This window comes from Christiangramia sabulilitoris, from assembly GCF_007050985.1.
GTDB lineage: Bacteria > Bacteroidota > Bacteroidia > Flavobacteriales > Flavobacteriaceae > Christiangramia > Christiangramia sabulilitoris.
The window spans coordinates 327,080-353,222 of record NZ_VHSF01000001.1; the positions used below are offsets into that span (position 1 = coordinate 327,080).

The 26,143-nt window shown below is 39.3% G+C and carries 17 protein-coding genes; 9 read left to right on the forward strand and 8 right to left on the reverse strand.

The annotated features are described in order from the left end of the window. The first annotated feature begins 145 nt into the window (after positions 1-145). Together FGM01_RS01455 and FGM01_RS01460 are read left to right on the forward strand one after the other, a co-directional pair. A complete protein-coding gene (locus FGM01_RS01455) occupies positions 146-565 on the forward strand; it encodes a helix-turn-helix domain-containing protein (RefSeq protein WP_143409343.1) in 420 nt (139 codons plus the stop codon). Between the two features lie 31 nt (positions 566-596). After that, a complete protein-coding gene (locus tag FGM01_RS01460) occupies positions 597-974 on the forward strand; it encodes a DNA topoisomerase IV (RefSeq protein WP_143409344.1) in 378 nt (125 codons plus the stop codon). On the opposite strand, the gene mscL is transcribed toward FGM01_RS01460, so the two are convergent. From mscL to ychF, 5 genes are all read right to left on the reverse strand, one after another. Continuing rightward, positions 971-1,417 (reverse strand): large conductance mechanosensitive channel protein MscL, encoded by a 447-nt coding sequence (gene mscL / locus FGM01_RS01465; RefSeq protein ID WP_143409345.1) that lies wholly within the window; start codon positions 1,415-1,417, stop codon positions 971-973. The genes FGM01_RS01460 and mscL overlap by 4 nt on opposite strands. Beyond that, positions 1,417-4,065, reverse strand: coding sequence for a DNA gyrase/topoisomerase IV subunit A (locus FGM01_RS01470; RefSeq protein ID WP_143409346.1), 2,649 nt, complete (start codon positions 4,063-4,065; stop codon positions 1,417-1,419). Before FGM01_RS01470 ends, mscL begins: the two co-directional genes overlap by 1 nt. Beyond that, complete coding sequence (locus FGM01_RS01475) at positions 4,065-4,556, reverse strand: hypothetical protein (protein ID WP_143409347.1); 492 nt, start codon at positions 4,554-4,556, stop codon at positions 4,065-4,067. Before FGM01_RS01475 ends, FGM01_RS01470 begins: the two co-directional genes overlap by 1 nt. Beyond that, a complete protein-coding gene (locus FGM01_RS01480) occupies positions 4,553-6,415 on the reverse strand; it encodes a DNA topoisomerase IV subunit B (RefSeq protein WP_143409348.1) in 1,863 nt (620 codons plus the stop codon). The genes FGM01_RS01475 and FGM01_RS01480 overlap by 4 nt, the downstream gene beginning before the upstream one ends. Positions 6,416-6,588: 173 nt before the next feature. Next, on the reverse strand, positions 6,589-7,683 hold the full coding sequence (gene ychF, locus FGM01_RS01485) for a redox-regulated ATPase YchF (protein WP_143409349.1): 1,095 nt from the start codon (positions 7,681-7,683) through the stop codon (positions 6,589-6,591). 245 nt (positions 7,684-7,928) lie between these two features. On the opposite strand from ychF, the gene FGM01_RS01490 reads away from it, so the two are divergent. The 3 genes from FGM01_RS01490 to treS all read left to right on the forward strand — a co-directional run bounded on the left by FGM01_RS01490 (position 7,929) and on the right by treS (position 18,599). Further along, entirely contained in the window at positions 7,929-10,598 is a 2,670-nt protein-coding gene (locus tag FGM01_RS01490) for a TonB-dependent receptor (protein ID WP_143409350.1), read from the forward strand. A 289-nt stretch (positions 10,599-10,887) separates the two neighbouring features. After that, complete coding sequence (locus FGM01_RS01495; RefSeq protein ID WP_166435170.1) at positions 10,888-15,126, forward strand: M4 family metallopeptidase; 4,239 nt, start codon at positions 10,888-10,890, stop codon at positions 15,124-15,126. Positions 15,127-15,290: 164 nt separating this feature from the next. Continuing rightward, the gene (gene treS / locus FGM01_RS01500; RefSeq protein ID WP_143409352.1) at positions 15,291-18,599 is read left to right on the forward strand and encodes a maltose alpha-D-glucosyltransferase; all 3,309 of its coding nucleotides are present in this window, start codon (positions 15,291-15,293) and stop codon (positions 18,597-18,599) included. A gap of 6 nt (positions 18,600-18,605) precedes the next feature. On the opposite strand, the gene FGM01_RS01505 is transcribed toward treS, so the two are convergent. Together FGM01_RS01505 and FGM01_RS01510 are read right to left on the reverse strand one after the other, a co-directional pair. Then, the gene (locus FGM01_RS01505) at positions 18,606-19,802 is read right to left on the reverse strand and encodes a hypothetical protein (protein WP_143409353.1); all 1,197 of its coding nucleotides are present in this window, start codon (positions 19,800-19,802) and stop codon (positions 18,606-18,608) included. Between the two features lie 118 nt (positions 19,803-19,920). Next, entirely contained in the window at positions 19,921-20,664 is a 744-nt protein-coding gene (locus tag FGM01_RS01510; RefSeq protein WP_143409354.1) for a class I SAM-dependent methyltransferase, read from the reverse strand. A gap of 160 nt (positions 20,665-20,824) precedes the next feature. Between FGM01_RS01510 and FGM01_RS01515 the strand changes: the two genes are divergently transcribed. Next, positions 20,825-22,102 carry a carboxypeptidase-like regulatory domain-containing protein gene (locus FGM01_RS01515; protein ID WP_143409355.1) on the forward strand — a complete coding sequence of 426 codons (1,278 nt, stop codon included), beginning with the start codon at positions 20,825-20,827 and terminating at the stop codon, positions 22,100-22,102. A gap of 334 nt (positions 22,103-22,436) precedes the next feature. Here the strand turns inward: FGM01_RS01515 and FGM01_RS01520 are convergent, their stop codons facing one another. Beyond that, positions 22,437-22,790, reverse strand: a complete 354-nt coding sequence (locus FGM01_RS01520) for a 4Fe-4S dicluster domain-containing protein (RefSeq protein ID WP_143409356.1) — start codon at positions 22,788-22,790, stop codon at positions 22,437-22,439. A gap of 141 nt (positions 22,791-22,931) precedes the next feature. Between FGM01_RS01520 and FGM01_RS01525 the strand changes: the two genes are divergently transcribed. The 3 genes from FGM01_RS01525 to FGM01_RS01535 all read left to right on the forward strand — a co-directional run bounded on the left by FGM01_RS01525 (position 22,932) and on the right by FGM01_RS01535 (position 26,103). After that, positions 22,932-23,990, forward strand: coding sequence for an acyl-CoA reductase (locus FGM01_RS01525; RefSeq protein WP_143409357.1), 1,059 nt, complete (start codon positions 22,932-22,934; stop codon positions 23,988-23,990). 67 nt (positions 23,991-24,057) lie between these two features. Beyond that, positions 24,058-25,122 carry a 3-phosphoserine/phosphohydroxythreonine transaminase gene (gene serC / locus FGM01_RS01530; RefSeq protein WP_143409358.1) on the forward strand — a complete coding sequence of 355 codons (1,065 nt, stop codon included), beginning with the start codon at positions 24,058-24,060 and terminating at the stop codon, positions 25,120-25,122. An 18-nt stretch (positions 25,123-25,140) separates the two neighbouring features. Further along, positions 25,141-26,103 carry a D-2-hydroxyacid dehydrogenase gene (locus FGM01_RS01535; protein ID WP_143409359.1) on the forward strand — a complete coding sequence of 321 codons (963 nt, stop codon included), beginning with the start codon at positions 25,141-25,143 and terminating at the stop codon, positions 26,101-26,103. Positions 26,104-26,143: the final 40 nt, after the last annotated feature.

Here is a 26,143-nt window from a genome sequence, read left to right on the forward strand (position 1 = left end):
CTTAACTGATTCTTTTTTAGATTATTATATGTTTTTACATAAACCATACATTCAATGTATTTTTAATTGTTTACAAATGTAATATTGTTGTTTTGTAAATATTATTTACATTTGTAAATAGAGTTCACAACCAAATTTTGTTACAATGGTAAACACAGAAAAGTTTGCTTCAAGGCTTAACAAGATCCTTGATTATTACGATCTTTCGGCCGCTGCATTCGCCGATAATATTGAAGTTGGACGATCTTCTATTTCTCATATTTTATCTGGTAGAAATAAACCAAGTCTGGATTTTGTAATGAAGGTGGTGAAGAATTTTCCGGAAGTTGAATTGTACTGGCTGTTAAATGGGAAAGGGAAATTTCCGGCAACTAAAGAATCAGTTCCTGAAACTGTTCCACCCAAAATTGAAGATCAACCCATCTCTTCTGCTCCAGTTGAAAAAAAGGTACAGAAAAATCCTGTGGATCAGATTTCAAATTTCCCTTCAGCAAAGTCCGGAAAACAGATACAGAGGATCGTAATATTTTATAAAGATGGAAGTTTTGAAGCCTTTGAAAATTGATTATTCCGCTTAAATTGAATTATTTTGCGGTATGAAGAAATTAGCTGCGTTTTTCTGCCTTTTACCATTCTTCTCGTGCTTCAGTCCGGAAAGAAATTGCGAAGATTTTAGAACGGGAACCTACGAATTTGAGAGTTTTATTAACGGTGAGCTGTTAACCTCCCGCTTTATAAGGAACGATAGTATAGAAATTGAGCAATTCATGGGCAAGACCGATACCTCTTCGGTACGGTGGATCAATGACTGCGAGTATATCCTGAAGAATATCAACCCAGATGGAATGGCCGAAGAGAAACCAATCCATATAAAAATACTTACCACCAGCAAGGAAGGATATACCTTCGAATACGGGCAGGTTGGAAATCCCAGGAAAGAGAAAGGAAAAGTTAGAAAAGTAAGCGGGAATTAATTCTGGCGCTCGCGAAGTAATTTATTCTGCTCTTCCATTTTGTCATTAAGACTGGAAAGTAATTCTATATCCTTTGGTGTTACCACTTTCGTATTCTTAGGATCCTGAGCTTTATTACGAAAACGGTTCATGAACTTTACAACAATAAAGACCACAAAACCTATAACCAGGAAATCTATAAAAGTTTCGATAAGTAAACCATAACCCACAGAGACTTCCTCTGAAAAATTTTCGGTTCCTTTTTCGCCCACTGCGTCACGAAGCACAATCTTACGCTCAGAATAACTTATTCCGTCTGTGAGCAGGCTTAACGGTGGCATGATCACCTGTTTTACAAGTACATCTACTACCTTGTTAAAGGCCGTACCAATTATGATACCTACGGCCATATCTATCATGTTGCCTTTAACGGCAAACTCTTTGAACTCTTTAAATAAACCCATTACTCGTCAAATAATGATGGTTGCTCATCCTGATTCTGATTTTTTTCTGGGGTCTTCAATTTCCCATTCTTTTTCTCTTCACCATTAGCCTCAGACTTCTCTTCAGATCCAGTTTCACTCTCTACTCCATCATTTTCATCTTCCACCTCATAAGGCAATGGATCCAGTAAATTGATCTGATTCACCTTTTCTGAAGTTAGCTGGTTACCCAGGGCTTTAATTCCCTTAACTGCAATAAATTCTGCCAGGTTCACTTCCTCATTTTCCTTTCGTTCCTTTCCTTTAGGCTTCGTATAAACAATTTCTGCCATTGGATAGTAATCTGTGGAAACCATCTCAAGGAAGGATTCTTCATGATCTGCAATAAACTTCTCCTCTTTATCTGGATGCTCAATTAAAAAACGCTTAACATAATAACGCTCTTTCTCAGGCTCCCAATAGATCGCAGATATAGGTTTGTTCCTGGACCATTTCTCCAGGACTATGATCTCGTCGTCAAATCTTGTAGTTAATTCTGGTTTAATGGTTTTTACAATTCCATCCTGGGTTATGATCAATAATCGGTCTTCACCCTTGAATTCTCCCAGCAATTCTCCCCTTTCATCAACATTCAATCTTTTTACGGTATCATCGAACCAGATCCTGCGAGGTTTTAAAGTAGAAACACCCTCTTCTTTTAATTCTATTCTTTTTACTGAATATTTTGTAGCGATATTCCCCTTAACATTTCGACCCTTAATGAGTACATCGGCGAAATCCAGGTCGAATTTCACTTTACGGATACTGCCTACCTGACGTAAAAGAACCGTAATTACTTCTGCTTCTCCATTTGGATTGGCAGAGAAGTAAAGAACTTTTGAATCCTTTTTACCCTGGGTTAGATCATATTCACGATCTCGTGTTACCGAGGTTACTGCGAATCTTTTTATATAAGTGTTACCAGCTTTACCATCCCGGTAAACCATATTATATATGGTGCGCTTATCTTTTTTCTTGAAAATAGCGACATGAATAATATCCTTACCAATAAAGGTTTTGGAATCAACTTTGGTTACCATCATCTTACCATCTGCGGTAAAGCAGATCACATCATCAATATCTGAACAATCGGTAACATATTCATCCTTTTTCAAAGCTGTACCTACAAAACCTTCAGCACGGTTGACGTATAATTTTGTATTTCGAATCACCACTTTAGTGGCTTCAATATCTTCAAATAATCTTAGCTCAGTTTTTCTCTCTTTTCCGTTACCATAATCTTTCTTCAGTTTCTTAAAATAATCTACTGCGAAATCTACCAGATTATCAAGATGATGTTTTACCTGAGCGATCTCATCTTCCAACGCATCAATTTTCTGCTGAGCCTTGTCTATATCGAATTTTGAAATCCTTTTAATACGAATTTCGGTCAACCTAACAATATCTTCTTCGGTAACAGCCCTCTTCAGATGTTTGGTGTGAGGTTTTAAACCTTTATCGATCGCCTGTATCACTCCATCCCAGGTTTCTTCTTCTTCAATATCCCGGTAAATACGATTTTCAATAAATATCCTTTCCAGAGAAGCAAAATGCCATTGCTCTTCAAGTTCATCCAGTTTGATCTCCAATTCACGCTTCAAAAGGTGCAGGGTATGATCTGTAGATCTTCGAAGTACCTCAGATACCCCAAGGAAGATTGGCTTATGATCTATAATTACACAACCAAGTGGCGCCAGGGAATTTTCACACTGAGTGAAAGCGTACAGGGCATCGATAGTTTTATCTGGTGAAATATTATTTGGCAAATGAATTAATATCTCTACTTCTGCCGCGGTGTTATCCTCGATCTTTTTGATCTTGATCTTTCCTTTTTCATTGGCCTTAAGAATAGAATCTATAAGCGTGGAAGTATTTGTACCATACGGGATCTCATTGATCACCAGGGTATTTTTATCCAGCTGATTAATCTTAGCTCTGATTCTTACACGTCCACCCCGTTTCCCGTCATTATAATTAGAAACATCGGCGATTCCCCCGGTAGGAAAATCAGGAAAAATCTTAAAACTTTTACCTCTTAAATGCTGAATTGAAGCATCTATAAGTTCATTAAAATTATGCGGAAGAAACCTGGTACTCAATCCTACCGCGATCCCTTCGGCTCCCTGGGCCAGAAGCATAGGGAATTTTACCGGCAGGTTTACCGGCTCTTTTTTTCTACCGTCATATGATAACTGCCATTCTGTAAGTTTAGGACTAAAAAGAACTTCCAAGGCGAATTTAGAAAGCCTTGCCTCGATATAACGAGGGGCAGCCGCCCGGTCACCGGTAAGGATATTACCCCAGTTTCCCTGGGTATCTATAAGAATATCCTTTTGGCCAATCTGGACCATGGCATCACCAATACTGGCATCCCCATGTGGGTGATACTGCATGGTATGACCTACGATATTTGCAACTTTATTATATCGGCCGTCATCAAGATCTTTCATAGAATGCATGATCCGGCGCTGTACAGGCTTAAAGCCGTCTTCGATCGCAGGTACCGCCCGTTCCAGGATCACGTATGAAGCATAATCCAGGAACCAGTCTTTATACATGCCGGTTACCTTTATAAGTTCTTCTTTATTTTCGAACTGCTCTTCCTGAGTTCCTTCTTGGTTTTCTTCCATTAGGCAGTAGGTTTAGGAGTGGTTTCCAATACTTTTCGCAAAGAGTCCACCATTCCCTTCTTCTTTTTATTGGTTAAAAATGTGGTATTAAAAGTATATTTTCTATAACCTCGTTTTCTTTTAGAACTAATGTAGATAGTCAAAGCCGAATAAATACCAATATCCACGAATTTGAACTTTCCCAGTTTTCGCTTTGGAAATTCAGCCTTCTTAACCCGGTATTCCATGAACTTGGAAAAAAAGACCCCGTTGTTCTTGAAGTTCAAGGTTTCTCCATCGCTGTCAAAATCAAAGGCCTGGCCAATCCTGTGCACATATAAGCCCAATAATAAAGTGACGATATTCGGAATAAAATGACTAAACCCAATCTCCTGCTCAGAGCTGGAAGCCATGATCTCGACATTCACAAATACGTTGGTCACAAATACCGCTACCAGAACAATATAAATGGATGGTATTATCTTGACCTCATTTCTATTGGTAAATCTCATATTCCAAGGTCTTCCACCAGGTCTAATTCAACTTTTAGGTTATCAATAATAAATTCCTGACGGTCTGGTGTATTCTTACCCATATAGAAACTTAGCATTTCTTCTATAGACTTGTCCTTATCCAGCATAACAGGATCCAGGCGTATATCTTCACCGATAAAGTGAACAAATTCATCTGGAGAAATTTCACCTAACCCCTTAAATCGGGTGATCTCAGGTTTGCCTGATAGTTTCTCCATCGCCTGCTTACGTTCCATTTCGCTGTAACAATAAATAGTCTCTTTTTTGTTACGAACACGGAATAATGGCGTTTGCAGAATATAAAGGTGATTTTCCTTAATAAGTTCAGGGAAGAACTGCAGGAAAAAGGTGATCAATAAAAGACGAATATGCATTCCATCCACATCGGCATCAGTCGCGATCACGATATTATGATACCTAAGATCTTCTAAAGATTCCTCAATATTCAGCGCAGCCTGAAGCAGATTAAATTCTTCATTTTCGTATACGATCTTTTTGGAAAGACCGTAACTATTCAATGGTTTACCCTTAAGGCTGAAAACGGCCTGGGTAACTACATCTCTACTTTTGGTAATAGAACCACTCGCAGAATCACCCTCAGTGATAAACAAGGTTGTTTCCAAACATCGCTCGTGCTTACTATCGCCTAGATGCACACGACAATCCCTTAATTTTTTATTATGAAGACTGGCTTTTTTCGCCCTGTCTTTAGCCAGTTTTCTTATACCCGAAAGATCTTTTCGCTCTCTTTCTGCCTGAAGAATCTTGCGCTGAAGATTTTCAGCTGTTTCGGTATTCTTATGCAGGTAGTTGTCAAGATGCCTTTTGACAAAATCATTGATATAGGTTCTTACCGTTGGCAATTTGCCTCCCATATCTGTAGAACCCAGCTTGGTCTTGGTCTGACTTTCAAAAACCGGTTCCATTACTTTTATACTGATAGCCGCAACAATAGATTTCCTAATATCACTGGCTTCGTAATTCTTCCCGTAGAATTCTCTTATGGTTTTCACTACTGCTTCCCTGAATGCGGCCAGGTGTGTCCCACCCTGAGAGGTATTTTGTCCGTTTACAAAAGAATGGTACTCTTCACTATACTGGGATTTACTATGGGTGATAGCTACTTCTATATCCTCACCTTTAAGGTGCACAATTGGATAAAGCATATCATCTACATGAATACTATCGCCAAGTAGATCTTTCAGGCCGTTTTCAGAATAAAATTTTTCACCGTTAAAAACTATGGTTAATCCCGGGTTGAGATACACATAATTTTTAAGCATCTTTTCGATGTATTCATTCCTGAACTTGTAATTCTTGAAAATGACCTCATCGGGAATAAATGTAATCTTGGTTCCTCTTCTGCGGGAAGTCTCTTCCAGATGTTCTTCATTTTTTAACTCGCCCTGTTCGAATTCTGCAGCATGACTTTTGGAGTCCCTGGAAGATTCCACACGAAAATAAGAAGAAAGTGCATTTACGGCTTTAGTACCAACACCATTTAGACCTACAGACTTTTTGAACGCCCTGGTATCGTATTTACCACCGGTATTCATTTTAGACACAACGTCCACTACTTTCCCTAGAGGTATACCCCTACCAAAGTCGCGTACAATAACCCTTTGATTCTGCACAGAGATCTCAATGGTCTTCCCTGCACCCATTACGAATTCATCAATACTGTTATCTATAACCTCTTTTAAAAGAATATAGATCCCATCGTCCTGACTGGAACCATCTCCCAGCTTCCCTATATACATCCCGGGACGCATACGGATATGCTCTTTCCAGTCTAATGACCGAATATTATCTTCGGTATATTTAGTATTCTCGCTCATAAGTAGTCATGGAGTTATGGCCTAAATATAAGGCAATAGCTAAAAAACTGAAACAGTTCCAGCCTAAAGTAATTAACAAAGATTTTAGAAGAAATGTTAATTAAGAGCAACCATCAGGCAATTACCTGAAAACCAGAAATAAATTAAAACCTATGTAGAATTAAAATAGATATTTAAACGTTGAAACGGAAATGCATAACATCACCATCCTTGACGATATAATCCTTCCCTTCTACCCGCATTTTTCCGGCTTCCTTTACTTTAGCTTCACTGCCATAGCTTACATAATCATCATAATTGATCACTTCTGCCCTGATAAATCCTTTTTCAAAATCGGTATGGATTACTCCAGCGGCCTGTGGAGCAGATGCGCCAACAGGGATGGTCCAGGCTCTAACCTCTTTTACTCCGGCCGTAAAATAGGTTTGCAGATCAAGTAATTCATAGGCGCCACGAATTAGCTTCGCAGAACCGGGTTCGTCCAATCCAATATCCTGAAGAAACATCTGTCTTTCCTCAAAATCCTCAAGTTCAGTAATATCTGCTTCTGTACCTACAGCCAGTACGAGTACCTCAGCATTTTCATCTTTTACAGCCTCTCTAACTCTTTCCACGTGCGCATTTCCTTCTACGGCGGCACCTTCATCTACATTACACACATACATTACCGGCTTGTCTGTAATGAATTGTAAAGGAACTATAAATTCATTTCTTTCTTCTTCGGTTAGCTCAATTGCCCTCACAGAAATTCCGGCTTCCAGGCCTGCCTTTACCTTTAAAAGGGCAGCTTCTTCCTTCTGGGCCTCTTTATTTCCCGTTTTCGCAGCTCTCTTTACTTTATCAAGCTTCTTTTCAGCTGTTTCAAGATCTTTAAGCTGAAGTTCCATATCGATGGTTTCCTTATCCCTGATGGGATCTATAGAACCATCCACATGTACAATATTGTCGTTCTCAAAACATCGTAAAACATGAAGGATAGCATCAGTTTCCCTGATGTTCCCTAAAAACTGGTTTCCAAGACCTTCACCTTTACTCGCTCCTTTTACAAGACCTGCAATATCCACGATCTCCACAGTGGCAGGCATTACTCGTTCGGGGTTTACCAGCTCTTCTAACTTCAGCAACCGGGGATCTGGCACATTTACAACTCCAATATTTGGTTCTATGGTACAGAAAGGAAAGTTTGCACTTTGAGCCTTGGCATTACTCAAACAGTTAAAAAGTGTTGATTTACCTACATTAGGAAGACCTACGATTCCAGCTTTCATATAATGTTATTTTGATGCTTTGTTTTTGCGGCTGCAAAGATAGTTAATATCTAAGAGTATTACATCATTAGTTTTCTACTTTAGAAGAGGCCTCCCGGCACTCTGTATTACGGTATTATGGGTGCAAACCGAAATTCTCTCAATCAAATTGTTTAAAACATTTTAACAAATATTAAATACAATTATCCTAAACTCTATGTTTTTAATATATTTTAGTTTAAACTATTAACTAAATCTTTATGGAGATGAAAAAAATCATATTATTTATCACTATGTTTTCATTACCGTTGATGCTTCTGGCGCAGGAAGTAACGGGGGTGGTAACAGATAATTCCGGAACTCCCTTACCCGGGGTTAACGTTTATGAAAAAGGGACTGACAATGGAACCGCTACAGATTTTGATGGGAAATACTCCATTGAAGTACCCGCAGATGCTACGCTTGTTTTCAGCTTTGTTGGTTTTGAAGAGAAAGAAGTAGCCGTAGACGGGCGGTCGCAGGTAGATGTATCTCTGGCAGATGGGGTTTCACTGGGTGAAGTCCAGTTAGTTGGCTCCAGAAGTCCTAAAAGAACCGCTACAGATACTCCGGTTGCCGTTGATGTCATCGATGTTAGTGAGGTAAATACTCAAACCGGTAAGATCGAGATCAACGAATTATTACAATATGCCGCACCTTCTTTTAATGCCAATAAACAATCCGGTTCAGATGGAGCAGACCATATTGACCCTGCTTCCCTGAGAGGACTGGGACCAGATCAAACCCTTGTTTTGATAAATGGAAAAAGAAGACACCAGTCTTCCCTTATCAATATTTTTGGTACGCGAGGCCGGGGAAATACAGGTACAGATTTGAATGCTATCCCGGCAGCATCTATTAAACGGATAGAGATCCTACGAGATGGTGCATCTGCTCAATATGGTTCAGATGCCATAGCGGGAGTTATTAATATTGTACTTAAAGACAATGTAGAGGAATTTACTGGTAATGTAAATTACGGTTTTTACAATACCAATGCTGAGGGTGATTTCCCGGAGGGCACGCCTAACACAGATGGCAACAGGCTTGATACAGATCGTGACGGAAACGCCATTGGCGATGATCAGAATTTTGATGGAGGCTCTGTAAAAGTCGCAGCTAATTATGGATTCGAAATTGCCGAAGAAGGTTTTGCCAATTTCACCGTAGAATACCTCAACAAAAACAAGACTTTACGCCCAGGCTTTGATTTTAGACGTGGGTTTGGCGAAGCCTCTATTGAAGGCGTAAACCTTATGGGGAATCTGGCCATTCCTATTTCTGAAAATACAGAGTTTTATGCCTTTGGAGGAAGAAATTACCGGGATACTGATGCTTTTGCCTTTACCCGGAATAATCCTACCGCCAGAAACGTGGTAAGCGTTTATCCGAATGGTTTCACACCAAGGATCACTTCTATTATAACAGATAATTCTATAGCCGCAGGTTTCAGAACTACTACTGAAAATGGGTGGAATATCGATCTTAGCAACACCTGGGGAAAGAACTTGTTTCATTATTATATTAAAGGAACGATCAATGCGTCCCTAGGGGAGATCTCTCCTACAGATTTCGATGCCGGAGGGCATAACCTTAGTCAGAATGTAATAAACCTGGATTTCTCCAAATATTACGACGACCTTCTGGAGGGAGTGAATTTTGCTTTTGGTGCGGAATACAGAACAGAGAACTTTGAAATTTTTGCTGGTGAGGAAGGCTCGTACGCTACCTATGATGTAGATGGGAGGCCAATTATAAATCCAGACACACAGCAGCAACCAATAGATCCTATCACCGGAGATACCAGACCGGGAGGTTCACAAGGATTCCCCGGCTATGGTCCGGACAATGAAGTTGATCGAAGCAGGTCTAATGTCTCTTTATATGCGGATGGAGAATTTGAATTTACAGAATCATTTTTATTAGCGGCCGCCGCCAGGTTTGAGAACTATTCAGATTTTGGAAGTACGCTAAATGGTAAATTAGCCGCCAGGTTAAAAGCTACAGACAATATTAACCTAAGAGGTTCTGTAAGTACAGGATTCAGAGCTCCATCACTGGCACAGATTTATTACAACTTAAAGTTTACCAATTTTGTAGGCGGAGAAGCGCTGGAATCACTTTTATCGCCTAATAATAGTCCGGTAACTGCCTCCTTCGGGATTGGTCCGCTGCAGGAAGAAACTGCATTTAATGCCTCTCTTGGGTTTACCGCCAATTTTGGAAAATTCACCGCTACCGTGGATGGATACTATATCAATGTACAGGACCGTATCGTCCTAACCGGAAACTTTGATGCACCCCAAATCGATAATGTAGAGGCAGCACAATTCTTTGCCAACGGAGCAGATACAGAAACCCTGGGTCTTGATATTGTTCTTTCCCACCAGTTAGAGCTAGGTGAAGGAAAACTTACCACCAGCTTTATTGGTAACCTTAACGATATGACCATTACCGATGTGAAAAATGGGAGTCTTAACGAGCAAACATTCTTTGGAGAAAGAGATAAAGCATTCTTACTGGCCTCAGCACCAGATAGCAAATTAACCCTGAATATTCTATACGATCTGGATTGGTTTGATGCCGCCCTGGGACTTACCAGGTTTAGCGAGATTACCCTCTTGGATTTCCAGATGTTTGAAGATGTGGCAGATTATGGAAGTTTGGCCAACCAGGTGGCAGCTGCTTCAGATGTTTATGATGCAAAAATTGTAACCGACCTTAATCTTGGATTTAAACTAAATGAGTCACTAAGGTTAAATGTTGGTAGTAACAACCTGTTCAATGTATACCCAGATCAGCAGGATGACTGGACAGAAGCCGGCGGATACTGGGATGCAGTGCAAATGGGATTTGGCGGAGCTTACTATTATGCTAAGCTAAATATCAATCTATAAGAATCTCTATAGTCAGATTTTAAAAGCGGGATTAATTTCCCGCTTTTTTTATGCCTAATCTCTAAAATCCTCCCTTACTGTTTGTGGTTTATTTTGTTTAACCTTTTACCAAATATTCCTACACAAGTTAATATAAACATAAATTTAAATGCTTTTTGTCGATATTTTATAACACTTTATCGATTTAATATGAAATATTAATAGTTTCCAATCCGGAAGCAAAGTCTTCCCGTAAATACTATTAACTAACTATTACTTTAAATTTATGAATGTAAAATTACTTCAAAGGATGAAGATTTTTTTGATCATCTTCCTTATGGGTAACCTTATTGGTTATTCCCAAACCTCAACTGGAGAAATTACTTCGAATCTAGAAAATGATCCCAGGGTCAAAAGTTTTAAAATGGATAACAGCCGTGGAACCCCCTCTGTTATTCAACTAAATACTGCCAAAGGACAAATTTCACTTTCCGAAGCTCCTGCTTTTTTATCCAGTTTGATGGGGACCGGACCAGAGACTGTTTTTATTCTGGAGACATCATTGAACTCTCATGGGTTACAGGTGGATAAATTTCAACAGTATACTAAAGGTATCAAAGTGGAACATGGTGTTATTAAGGCAATCTCTAAGAACGGTGTGATCACTGCCTTTACCGCAGAATATTATAACCTGGGTGACTCTTTCCCAGTTTCAACTTCTCTCAATGAAGCTACGGCCCTGCAAAAAGCGCTTGACTTTGTAGGAGCCAGCCTTTATGCCTGGGAATACATCGAAAGTCTTGGTAGTGACCCAGAGGTTACAGCGGCTTACGACACTTATTATCCTAAAGGGGAATTGGTGATTGTTGATGATTATTCAACGGTAGAAGTAGATCCAGCAGTAGCCTATAAATTCAATGTATATGCAGCCGAGCCTGTTTCCAGGGCAGATATCTATGTAGATGCCAATACGGGAAAGATCCTTTTAAACGATGCAATCATAAAGCATGCTAATGGGCACACTAAGGAAGACATAAAAAAGGAAGCCACTAAATCTAAATCTACAACCCCTAACCTGCCTTACATAAGCGCTACCGGGGATACGCGTTATGCGGGAACCAGAAGTTTTGACACTTCCCAGGATTCCAATGGTTTATTTGCCCTTAAAGGAGTTACTCCTAGTGGAATAGAAAATGAAACTTTCTCTTATGAAGGGATTGGTGGATTACCGCTTAGTATTCCCGCTCTTTCCACCTTTGCAGAATCTGTGTATGATGGAGACTGTGATTCCCTAAACCCTGAGACCGCAGATAATATCTGGAATGCTTCAGAACATAGAAAGGATGATTTCTCTACCACCAGTTTTTATCCCCTGGCGAATGAAAAAAATAATGATGATGTTGCTCTCGATGCACATTGGGGTGCAGAAGTAGTCCTGGATTATTGGAAGAACGTACACAATCGCCTTAGTTATGACGATAAGGGAACAAAAGTATTCAACTATGTACATTATGGAGATGCCTATGACAATGCTTTCTGGAATGGATCTGCCATGACCTACGGCGACGGTAGTTACCAGGGAGGAACAAATCCTGATGGTTCTTTTGCCCCCCTAACTTCTATGGACGTTTGTGCGCATGAGATTGGTCATGGAGTATGTGAATTTACAGCAGACCTGGTGTATGCCAGAGAATCTGGAGCCATGAATGAAGGTTTTTCAGACATTTGGGCCGCTACCGTAGAACATTACGTGCTTTCCCAGATCGATTCTTCCTTACAATACGACCCATGGGGAATTGGAGAGCAAATAGACGAGAGAGATGGTGGTTTACAGCCTGGCGATGCGAATGCCAGAGCATTGCGCTGGATGGACGACCCAAAAGCTGCCGGAGACCCGGATTCTTATGGAGGTGAAAACTGGCAGAATCCGGACTGTGGAACTCCTACCCTGGCTAATGACCAGTGTGGTGTGCACACCAACTCGGGAGTACTTAACAAATGGTTCTACTTCCTTGTTAGCGGTAGCGGGCAAAGTTTTTCTCCCGGTTTCAGTAAAGCTTCTGCAGACGACCAGGTAACAGATGCCGGAAATTCATATGAAGTTTTTGGTCTGGATTTCGAGAAATCAGCCCAGATCGCTTATATCGCGGAGACAATGTTGTCACCCAATGCGAAATTCGCTGAAATGCGGGAAACCTCCATCCTTGTAGCTCAAACCTTATTTGGTATTGGTTCTTTTGAAGAGGAGCAAACTACCAATGCATGGCATGCTGTAGATATAGGAGAAAGATATAATGCCGGTGAGCCAAATACCATTACATTTAGCGATAGCAATGTCCAGATCTTTAGTGAAGATAATGAGCTTAATGGATGTGAAGATTTCAATACCTATTCTGTGGTGCTTACCGGGGTTGAAGTACCTGCCTCGGCCAAGATCACTTTAAATACTTCAGGCAGCACTGCAGAGGAAGAATCAGATTTTTCTGTATCTACTAAAACATTAAATTTTACAGGATCAGAAACTAAATCTATCCAGATTACAGTATATGATGATGCGGTAATTGAAGACAGTGAAACTATCGTTCTTTCATTTATATATAACGGAACTTTCCATAAGCAGGAATACGCTATATCTGATAACGATTTTGCGCCAAGGACCGGGACAGAAGAATTCGACCTTTTAATGGAAGCCTTTGATCAGGATGGCATGCCGGCCGACTGGTCTACCGTAGCACTTGCTGAAGGGTCCAACATCTGGAAAGTGAATGGAGATCTTTCTGCAGCGGGCAGAGCATATATTAGCGATGGAATAACAGATATACCTTTCTACGATCAAAATTCGCCTTCTCATACCATCCTAAGGTCTTCACTTATCAATGCAGCTGCAGCCAGCAACGTTAAAGTAAGTTTCGATTGGGAAGCAGGTGGAGAGACAGATGCTGTGGATACTTCTGTTATTTTTGATTATGGGGAGTTTGTATATTCTCTAGATGGTTCTGATTATGTACCTGTACAAAAATTTGTAGGTGCCGGGCCTTTAGGTGTGAATACCGCCAGTGGAACCTTTACTGCCGAGATCCCGGAACTAGATGGTAAAGCATTCTTCCTTGGATGGAGATGGTACAACGACACCAATGCCGGAACTCAGTTTAGTTTCGCCATAGATAATGTAAAAGTATCTGCGATACCTGCAGGTATAGAAACTCAGCAGGACGAGCAGGCAACTGCAACTGTACAATCCGGGAATACTATTTATTTCTTAAGTAATACAGATAAAGCCCTGATCGCTAAAATCGAGAATGCTTCAGCAGATCTTGGTTGTGTGACTATGAGTGTTACCAGTGCAGGGAACAGCTTTAAAGTATTCCCTAATATTTCTACGGCCAGACCTTCTAAGTCATTCAGTATTTCTACTGAAAATACTGAAGCTACCTATGATCTTACTATCTATTTTACTGAAGAAGAGCTTTCAGCCTTCGATGCTACCACGGAACTTATTCCTTTAAAAGTGAATAGCATGAATATCGATGATGCCGATGATCGTGCCGGTAACTTTCAGTTAAACGGTAGTCTTACCGATGTGAATACAATAGATGAATTTAGAGCCTATACAGGAACGTTTTCTGGCTCCGGAAGTATTTCTATAGTTCAGGATTTCGCTTATTGTACCGCTGCTCCTTCACCATGGAAATCTGCCGATGTTGGAAATAGCCAATTAGCAGGTGAGATCTGTTACTTAGATGGGCATTTCGAGCTTACAGGTTCTGGTATGGGGATGAATGATAAGGCAGATGCTTTCTATTTCACCTACCAGGAAGTAACAGGAGATGCTGAAGTGATCGCAAAGCTGAACAGTTTTAATAATGGCGGCCTTCATGGTACTGCGTCTGTTGTGATTAGGGAAACCCTGGATGCAGGTGCAAAAGTAGCGGCAACCACGATTACTGCAAACCCTAACTTTAGAGGAGCAGAGGTTCAGTTACAGTTCAGAAAATCAACCGGAGGAAAATTAACGAATTCTAAATCTCAGTCTTCCTCGATACCTCAATACATAAGGATCGTTAGATCTGAAAATATGATCACTTCTTATGTTGGAAGTTCAACAAGTTCCTGGACCGAAGTAGCCTCTACAAGGGTGAATTTTGGAGCTACGGTTTATGTAGGGATAGGAGTTGCTTCTGGCTCGAACAGTACTACTACCATGGCCGATTTTAGCGAGTTAAGTGTACTTCAGGGAGCACAGGTTGCAGGTGCAAAACAAGGAATTGGAACTAAATCTGCATCGATTAGCGAGGATAGCAAAGAAACTAAAAGCTTTGATCTATATCCTAACCCTGCAGTGAACAGGATCCATGTAGAAGTTGAAGACTCTACCATTAGCGCTGTAGGCATTTACAATATGAACGGGCAGTTAATGGATCAGGTTAACTATGGGAAACCTTTAGCTAAGGCGACTGTAGATGTTTCTCAATTACTTTCTGGGATGTATATTTTAAAGGTACATACCGGTGAGGGAGATATCCTGAACAAACAGTTTTTGAAAAAGTAACTTACCCTACACTTTTTCCTCAAAGGCCGGACTTAGTTCCGGCCTTTTTTGTTTTTATAAAATTACAAAACAGACTCTTAGTATATTTTTAACTGGTTTACGGGAACATATTTTTTAATTTTAACGATAGTCGAATTTATTATACATCCGGTAATTCCTAATCTATGGCCAATACATCAAATTCAAAAGAAACTCAATGGTATAAAGACGCGATAATCTATGAACTGCATATCAAAGCTTTTTTCGACAGTAATGGCGATGGAATTGGAGATTTTGAGGGACTCATGCAAAAACTGGATTACCTGGAAGACCTTGGAGTAACCGCGATCTGGCTTTTACCTTTTTACCCTTCTCCATTACGAGACGATGGTTATGATATTGCAGACTATTACTCCATAAACCCTTCCTACGGTGATGTAGAAGATTTCAAGATCTTCATCAAAGAGGCTCATTCCCGCGGTTTAAAGGTCATAACTGAGCTTGTTATTAATCACACTTCAGATCAACATCCCTGGTTTCAAAGAGCAAGGAAAGCGCCTGAAGATTCTAATGAAAGGGACTATTATGTATGGAGCGATGATCCTCAGAAATACAAAGATGCCCGTATTATTTTTACAGATACCGAACCCTCCAACTGGAGCTGGGATGCTGAAGCTCAGTCTTATTACTGGCACAGGTTCTTCTCTCATCAACCCGATCTTAATTTTGATAATCCAAAAGTTCAGGAAGAGGTTTTTAATATTCTCGATTACTGGTGCAAAATGGGCGTGGATGGATTTAGGCTGGATGCGGTTCCTTATTTGTTCGAAAGAGAGGATACCAATTGTGAAAATCTACAACCAACGCATGATTTTCTCAAAAAACTACGAGCTCATGTAGACAAGCATTACGACAATAAAGTGTTGCTTGCTGAAGCCAATATGTGGCCCGAAGATTCTGCAGCTTATTTTGGGGATGGCGATGAGTGCCATATGAACTACCATTTTCCCATTATGCCGCGGATGTTCATGGCCGTTAAGATGGAAGACCGCTACCCTATTATTGATATCATAGACCAGACTCCCGAGATTCCTGAAAATTGCCAGTGGGGAATCTTTCTTAGGAACCACGATGAATTAACCCTGGAGATGGTCACCGATGAAGAAAGGGATTATATGTATAAAGTATATACCAAAGATCCACAGGCGAAGATCAATGTGGGAATCAGGCACCGTTTAGCGCCATTACTTGAAAATAACCGGAGTAAGATTGAACTTATGAACGTCCTGTTATTTTCCCTCCCCGGGACTCCAATAATTTATTATGGAGATGAAATAGGAATGGGTGACAATTTTTACCTCGGAGACCGCGACGGAGTTAGAACTCCTATGCAGTGGACATCAGACCGGAACGCCGGGTTTTCGAAAGCAAATCCCCATAAATTGTATCTCCCGCTAATTATAGATCCCGAATATAAATATGAAGCTATAAATGTGGAAACCCAGCAAATGACCTCCTCTTCCCTGCTCTGGTGGATGAAAAGGATCATTGGAATGCGTAAGAAATATAAAGCATTCGGGCGGGGCGATATTGAATTTCTATCTCCTGCAAATTCAAAGATCATAGCATACACCAGGACTTTTGAAGATGAACAAATACTGGTTTTGGGAAATCTTTCCCGCTTTTCCCAGCCTGCAGAACTTGACCTGGCCGAATACAAAGGTTATACTCCGGTGGAAGTTTTTAGTCATAACAGGTTTCCACAAATTTCTGAAAGACCTTACCTATTTACCCTTTCTCCTTATGGCTATTACTGGTTTATACTGGAAAAAGAAAGAGAACGGGTTGAAGGCGAAAGCAAAATACCGGTATTGAAAATTGATAACTGGAACAACCTTTTAAAGAACAGGACCCTGCAAAAACTTTCAGAACAGATCCTGCCACCATACCTTTTGAACCGTCGCTGGTTTGAAATTGCGGGAAGAAAAATTCAGGAAATTAATATTAGGGAATCTATTGAGGTCAAGATCAGTGATCTTCCAACGAGGATCATAATCCTGCAGGTAACTTTTAATGAAGGTCTTCCAGAATATTATCAACTTCCGGTTTCTTTCACTTCTGCAGACGATGAGGCTGTTTTAAAGGAAATCCCTAAACGCGGAATTATTGCGAAATTAAAAATTGGCGATGACCAGGGTTATTTATTTGATTCTATATATGCAGAGGATTACCGGGAATACCTCATTGAAAATTTCAGAAAATCTAAGTCCACTAAAACCGGAACTGGCACCTTAAATTTTTCCGCGGAAAAATCTATAATTAAAGATCTGGAACAGGAGATAAGATCTGAACTGGTAAATACCGAACATAGGCAGACATTGATCACCTATAATAACGAGCTTCTTCTGAAAATATATAGAAGACTTGATCAATCCTTTAATCCAGATGTGGAAACGATCAAATTCCTGTCCACCCAGACGAGCTTTGATAAGATCTCAAAATATGCAGGAACTTTGAGTTTCGAACAGAGGTCTGGTAAAGCTTATTTTCTGGGAATGTTACAGCTTCTAACAGAGAATCAGGGAGAAGTATGGGATCATATTAAGGATCTTTTGAACAGGTATTATGAAGAGGTTTTAACCAGAAGCGGAGATACAGATTATAAAAAACTCGATGAACATATTACAGAACCTCTTGCTTACGAAGACTTTCCGGAAACGATTAAGGAAATGACGGGGATCATACTTCCAGAAAGAATCTATCAGTTAGGAGAATTCACAGCAGAATTGCATACCTCATTATCTGAACATGACTCAGATAAAAATTTCGATAAGGAAGAATCTTCGCTGCACTACCAGCGATCTCTTTTCTCTGGGCTTCAAACGTTGACGAGAACCAGCCTGGAAAAATTAAAGAAAATTATCGAACAGCTTCCCGAAAGCACGGCGATGGAAGCGCGTGAAGTGATAGATCTCAAAAAAGAGATCCTGGATTGTTTCAGGAAAATATATGATCACAAAATTTCAGTAATGAAGATCAGGACTCATGGTGATTTCGACTTGAAACAGATCCTCTGGACCGGGCGCGAATACATTATGAACAGTTTTGAGGGCGACTCGTCAAAATCCTTTAGCGAACGGCGTATAAGACGTTCTGCCATGAGAGATCTTGCGGCAATGATAAGCTCGCTTCATTATGTATCATACAGCAATATCATTTCTTCAGAATTTGACCAGCGCCGAAAAGAGGGAGACCTTGAAGCATGGGCAGAAACCTGGCACTATTACACCAGCAGGTTATATATAAAAGGATACCTTGATAAGGCTGCAAACAAGGATTTTGTTCCGAAGGATCAGGCCGATTTTAAGATTCTATTACAAACCTTTTTACTTGAAAAAGCCCTGAACGAGCTTGATTATGAGATCGAAAACAGGCCTGAATGGATCCTGATTCCACTGCGGGCTATTAAAGCTATCCTTAAAAATTATGATTAAAACTAATTAATCAACGATATACATCTCATTGGAGGCTTTAATATATTCCTGGGGATTAAACGTAGATTCAAAACTATTTCTTACGAGATCAAGTTTTAATTTAAGATTCGTCATTTCATCTTTAAGAAGCGGGTCATTCTGGTATTTATGAATTAGTTTTTCATATTTATCCAGGTTTTCTAAAATTCTAAAAGTCAGCATTCCGAATCGAATCTTCAAATTCTGTATCGCGAGCATCTGGTCGTGATATTCCTGTTTCCAGTTTTCAGGATTGGCCTTACGTTCTTCCATAATACGGTTTTCAGCAATCCTGGAAATATCCAGAATATACTGGGTTCGCTTTTTGGCGTCGGTTTCATTCGTAAAATTTGCCGTGAAATCCTTTGTCTGTATATCCAGTATTTCTACCAGGTTTTCTTGCATGGCGGTATTCTGAAGCTCTTTAAGCTCATTAAGGCTTTTATTAATCGCTTCCCATTCGGTTTCGATCAGGTCTTTGTCATGAGTAAATTGAGCTATGGAAGTAGTAAGCTTCAGCATTTTCATACTTTGTTCCCTTAAATCCTTATCTCTTCGATTTAAACTTCCTATAAACTGACTGATTCCATCGAAAAGACTGCCGGCAAAAACTCCTGTAAAAGGAGTTCCTTTCGCCAGGTCGCCGGTGACTTCCAACATATGATTCAAAGCCTCCAGACGTGCATCATCCTTTTTCTCCTCTGCGATATAGGTTTTAAATTTTCCGAACCATTCCTTATAGCCTTCGTAGTTCATGGGATTACCCACCGCATCCAGGGTGGAATAGAATTCTCTTGAAGAATTGAAAAGATTTAACGGCTTGATCTCCCGCTCCATGGAAGCGAGGTTTAGAACTGCAGAGCTATAATTATATTTATAGACGCTCAGGGTATTCTTATCGATTTCATCCTGCCGCTCTTCAAGGTACTTAACCCTTTCTAAAAGCTTTTCCACCTTTTCTGAAGCCGAATTTGTATTCTTTATGCTTTCATCCAGGTTATTGATCTTGGAATCAATTTCCTTTATTCGGAATTCCAGGTTCTGGCTAAGCAAGGTTCGTTCCCGGTTAAGTTCTTTTAATACCTGCTCTGTTACCGTAGCATTTTGATTTTCTGCATAAATCTGTGCAATAGCTCCCTGAATACTTAGAACAAGTAAAACAATTCCAAAAATGATCTTCTTCATATTTAAATTTTTAGGTGATCCTGAATAACGCCTTGGCTATGGTCATATTTCATGCCACTAAAATTTAAATACTCAAACCGCAGCTTATTGAGATTAAGCTATTTAAAAATTTGTAGAATTAATGATCAATATTGTCCATTTTCCCCATTCTTAGTAAAATCGGAAAACGGACATAATTAGTGACTCCAAAAGCTATTCCTAAACTGGATTCAATTTTATTAACCGGATCTTCTCTATTCTTCTTTTCATAATGCTTTACCGCAGACCAGGTTCTTAAATACCCCAACAGATGTTCTATATTCCAGTAATATTGCTGTTCGAATGCTGAAGTTTTAATTTCCTGAAACGGAAAAGGAATAGTCTTATAATTTTGATCCAGATAAGATCGTTCTTTATCCCAGTAAGGCCCCACGATATTCTGGTAAAAATTCTCAATGATCCTGTTGGTTTCAGGATTGCTGTGAAATAATCCATAACCAAGTATTACAAATAATCCCTCTGGTTTAAGACATCTTTTTAATTCTGAGTAAAACTGTTCAAAATCAAACCAGTGCACGGCCTGGGCAGTTATAATCAGATCAAATTGATTATCGCAGAAATCTGTCTTCTCAGCCGGTTGCACAGAATACTTAATATTTCTGCGGTTTATCGCATTCTTTAATTGGTTCTCGCTAATGTCTGTAGCTTCCACAAGATGAAAGAAATCTGATAAAATTGCGGCAACCTGACCGTTTCCGGTGCCACAGTCCCATGCGCTATCACATGCGGTTAAATGTTGACGAATCAATTGAAAAACTTCCGGAGGATAACCCGGCCTGAATTTTCTATATTCTTTTGATCTGCTGGAAAAATTATCTTTCAAAATAGATTAATTACTTCCACAAAATATAAAATCTACAATAAATCTAAGTTTTAGGTGGAAATGCTACATCTATTCACTTCAATTTCAAAGCATTTCACATCATAATACCTCTAAAATTCATTATATTGTATAAGTTTATTTAAACATAATTTCACACCCTATGAAACAATTAGAAACATATTTAAGTGGTAAAACACGTTTTCTTTTATTATTGCTCAGTTTCGTGTTTGTAAGTATGGAAAGTTTCGCTTTTCAGCCTTCAGATATTAAATTCGTTGAGTATAAAGGAGAAGTTGTGAATGCCAGAAATGGTAAGCCGATATCTTCTGCTTACCTGGCTCTGAACAATAGTAATATTTCTACTATTACAAATGCTGATGGACAGTTTTCTTTAAAAGTTCCCGAAGATCTTACAGACGCTACAGTTACAGTATCTGTTTTGGGTTTCCAATCCAAGACACTTCCTTTAGATTATTTTAAAAGCTCTAATACGGTCATAGAATTAGAGGAAACCGTTCAGGAATTGACAGAAGTTAGCCTGTATAAAGCTACAAATCCAAACCTTTTGGTTAAAGAAATGCTCTCGAAGAAAGATGAAAATTACCTCACAGATCAAAGCCTGATGACCTCCTTTTACCGGGAAACTATCAAAAAAGGCTGGAATAACGTGAGTCTTTCTGAAGCCGTGGTAAAGATCTCCAAGAGTCCTTACAATTCACCTAAAAGAGATCTGGTGTCGCTTTATAAAGCTCGTAAAAGCACCGATTATGACAGGTTGGATACACTGGCTTTAAAATTACGCGGTGGGCCGTTCAATACATTATATCTTGACATGATGAAATATACCGAGTATGTATTGAGACCAGAGATGATAGACAGTTACAAGTTTGAATTCGATGATCCTACCAAGATCAATGATCGGTACACTTACGTGGTAAATTTCGAAGAATCAGATAAATCTGATCCATGGTATTATGGTAAGTTATTTATTGATGCTGAAACCTCCACTCTCGTGAAGGCAGATTATAGTCTGAATGTAGATGACAGGGATGCCGCCGCCGCAATGTTCGTAAAGAAAAAGCCGAACGGTGCGAAAGTTTATCCCACAGAATTAAATTACCAGGTGGATTATGCTCAGGATAATGGTAAATGGCATTACGCATACGGTAAGGCACAAATGGACTATGTGGTGAACTGGAAAAGAAAGATCTTTAATTCTAAATATAAGATCAATAGTGAAATGGTAGTTACAGACTACCAGGAGTATGTAAGTGATGACTGGAAAAAATCTGCCGACCTTATTAGACCTAATATTGTAATGGTTGATGATGTATCTGGTTTCTATGATTCAGACTTCTGGGGAAGTAATAATATTATTGAACCTGAAAAATCTATTCAAAACGCGATAGACAAGATAAAGCGGAAAATAGAAGAATAAAAAAGAAAAAACCTCGCTTCGCAGCGAGGTTTTTTTATTTGAATTAGCCATAATTCAATAGACCTAACAATCCTTTTAACAAATTGCCAGATTTTATTCTACTTAGCAACATTTTTCCGGAAAAGTTGGAATTCGATTATTTTCCGGGCAGCCCAAATTTATTAAAAAAATCAAAGTAAAATCAAGCATAGAACTACTTCGGGCCAATTTAGAAAGAATTAAAATTAGACAAGGATTCAAACACTTCATTTTCAACCTTTAAGCTAAACAATAACATTCTAAAAGAAAAAATCCCGTTCGCTAGGAACAGGATTTCAAAAAAGTATCGCAGGTTTTAATCTTCTTCATGCATAAAGCGTTGCTTGGCCAGCAATTCCTCATCGCTTTCTACATGATCATCATCTGGAATACAACAGTCTACGGGACAAACCGCAGCACATTGTGGTTCCTCATGAAAACCTTTACATTCTGTACATTTATCTGGAACAATATAATAGATCTCATCGCTTAATGGTTCCTGTGCTTCATTAGCATTCGCCTCTTTACCATCAGGCAGCACTATCTCACCTTCAAGATCGGTTCCATCTGCATACCTCCAGTCATCTGCACCTTCATAAATTGCAGTATTTGGGCATTCTGGCTCACAGGCCCCGCAGTTTATGCATTCATCGGTTATTACAATTGCCATAGCTCTTCTTTTATTTGTAAATTTAAGTACTCAACGAAAAAACACCGGTAGCTTTTGGGAAATTTTATGGTTTTAAGCCACGGAAACTTTAATTTCGCTGCACAAATTTAACGTAGGCCACATTCATAACCAAATTAGAGGATGACAATCAACGACCATAAAGCACATCTTATCACCTTAGGTAAATTTCTGGGACAATTTCAACTGACGAACTCTTCACCAGATGCTGAAGTTCCCGCAAATGAGGAATTCTTTCATCTCTTTAACGAAAAGATAGATTTTGCGGTAAATCACAATGGCTGGTTCAACCGGGAAAATATTGTTTTTGCCCTACAGCAGTGGAGCGAAGCTCTCACCCCGGAGAATTTAAAATTATGGCTGGGAAAATACGATCTATCAGGTAGTGGCGGAAAAACTGTAGGCATTGTTATGGCCGGAAATATCCCGTTAGTGGGGTTTCATGATTTCTTATCTGTCCTGGTAACCGGACATACGGTCCAGGTGAAACAATCCAGTAACGACCAGATACTTTTGCCTGTCTTAGTGGAGTATTTGAAACATCTGGATAAAAGATATGAGGATCGAATAAAATTTACAAAAGATAAACTAGAGGACTTTGATGCTGTTATCGCTACGGGTAGCAATAATACGGCCCGCTACTTCGAATATTATTTTAAAGGTAAACCTAGTATAATAAGGAAGAATAGAAATTCTGTGGCCATTCTTACCGGAAATGAGACCAAAGAAGACTTGAAAGCACTGGGTGAAGATATATTCAGATATTATGGCCTTGGATGCCGTAATATCTCTAAACTATATGTCCCTGAGAATTACAACTTTGATACTTTTTTCGAAGCCATCTATGAGTGGAATCCCATAATTAACCAGAATAAATACGCCAATAATTATGATTATAATAAAGCGGTGTACCTAATGAGTGAATTTAAACTTTTGGATAATGGTTTTTTAATGTTGAAAGAAGACAAAAGTTTTGGATCTCCCATCGCCACATTATTTTACGAAACATATAGCACTAAAGAAGAACTTAATAGATTACTGGAAGGGAATTCAGAAAAAATCCAGTGTGTGGTGAGGAATAGCAATGAAAAGGATTCTGTTAGATTTGGTTATACCCAAAAGCCACAACTTTGGGATTATGCTGATAATATTGACACCATAGACTTCCTTTCCCAACTTTAATCTTATAATTTTACTAACAGGACAAACTTTTAAATTGTGCCATATTTGTTATAACAACTTATATTCTATGAAAAAACATAATTTTAGCGCAGGCCCCTGTATTTTACCTCAATCAGTCTTTAAGGAGGCCTCTCAGGCAATACTAGATTTTAATAACTCGGGACTTTCCATCCTTGAAATATCACATAGAAGCAAAGATTTTGTGGCAGTAATGGATGAAGCCCAGGAGCTGGTATTAGAATTATTGGGGTTAAAGAATAAAGGATATAAAGCACTTTTTCTTCAGGGGGGAGCGAGTATGCAATTTCTAATGGTTGCCTACAACCTTCTTGAAAAAAAAGCTGCATATCTTAATACAGGTACCTGGTCCTCAAAAGCGATCAAGGAGGCCAAATTATTTGGTGAAGTGGTTGAAGTAGCCTCTTCCAAAGAAAAGAATTTCAATTATATACCAAAAAATTATACAATACCAGCAGATGCAGATTACTTCCACTGTACAAGCAACAATACCATTTTTGGAACTCAGATTAAAGAATTTCCTGCCACAGACCTGCCTATAGTCTGCGATATGAGCAGTGATATTTTTTCCAGGGAAATTGATTTTTCCAAATTTGATCTCATCTATGCCGGAGCTCAAAAAAACATGGGCCCTGCCGGCACCACGCTGGTGGTTGTTAAAGAGGAAGTTTTAGGAAAGGTATCGAGAGAAATCCCTTCTATGATGAATTATGCTGTACATATATCAAAGGAAAGCATGTTTAATACACCCGCGGTATACGCTGTTTATGTTTCTATGCTTACCCTGCGATGGATAAAAAGTAAAGGTGGCATTCAGGCGATGGAACAAAAGAATAATAGAAAAGCTGAACTTATTTATGGTGAAATAGACAGGAATCCATTATTTACTGGATTTGCAGCAAAAGAGGATCGCTCTGTAATGAACGCCACTTTTAATTTAAAGGATGAATCACACCAGGAGAAATTCGATATGATGTGGAAGGAAGCTGGGGTCAATGGTTTAAATGGTCATCGTAGTGTTGGTGGATATCGCGCATCCATGTATAATGCATTATCTCTGGAAAGTGTCCAGGTTGTTGTAGATTTTATGCAGGAACTGGAAAGAAAAGTATAAAATAACAGATATTTTAAGATGAAAGTATTAGCAAACGACGGCTTATCACAAAGCGGGATTGATTCGCTCAGGAAGGCTGGTTTTGAAGTAATAGTTAAGAAAGTTGCCCAGGAGCAACTAAAAGATTACCTGCGGGATAATGGCATAAGTGTGCTGCTTGTAAGAAGTGCTACCAAAGTAAGAAAAGAGATCATCGATGCTTGTATTCACTTAAAGGTTATTGGCCGTGGAGGCGTTGGTATGGATAATATAGATGTAGAATATGCCCGCAGTAAAGGTCTTTCTGTGATCAATACCCCTTCAGCATCTTCAAGTTCTGTTGCAGAACTTGTTTTTGCCCATCTATTTGGCGGAGTTAGAAAACTACATGATTCCAACAGAAATATGCCTCTTGAAGGTGATTCGAGATTTAAAGATCTTAAGAAAAGCTATGCCGGCGGGGTTGAGCTAAGAGGAAAAACCCTTGGTATTATAGGATTTGGGAGAATAGGCCGTGAAGTGGCTAAAATTGCCCTGGGAGTTGGAATGAAAGTAATTGCTAGTGATCACGAGGTTGGTGAAGCTGAAATTACTCTTGAATTTTATAATCATCAAACTATAAAAATTCCTATTAAAACTGAGCCTGTTGAGATGCTAATCAGGGATTCAGATTTTATCACTCTTCATGTTCCTTCACAGGATAAACCGGTAATAGGTAAGGCCGAATTCGATAAAATGAAGGATGGAGTTGGGATCATCAATGCAGCCCGCGGAGGTGTTCTGGACGAAGAAGCTTTACTTGAAGCTATAGAAACTGGCAAGGTTTCTTTTGCTGCTTTAGATACTTACGAAAATGAACCTAATCCTGCGATCAAACTTTTAATGAACGAAAGTATCTCTTTAAGCCCCCATATCGGGGCGGCGACTCAGGAAGCACAGGAGCGCATAGGTGTGGAACTGGCTGAACAAATCATTTCAATTTTAAAGAAAGAAAAGGCTTAATACCGGGTAATTTAAAGTAAAGCCGATGAAGATAATTCAT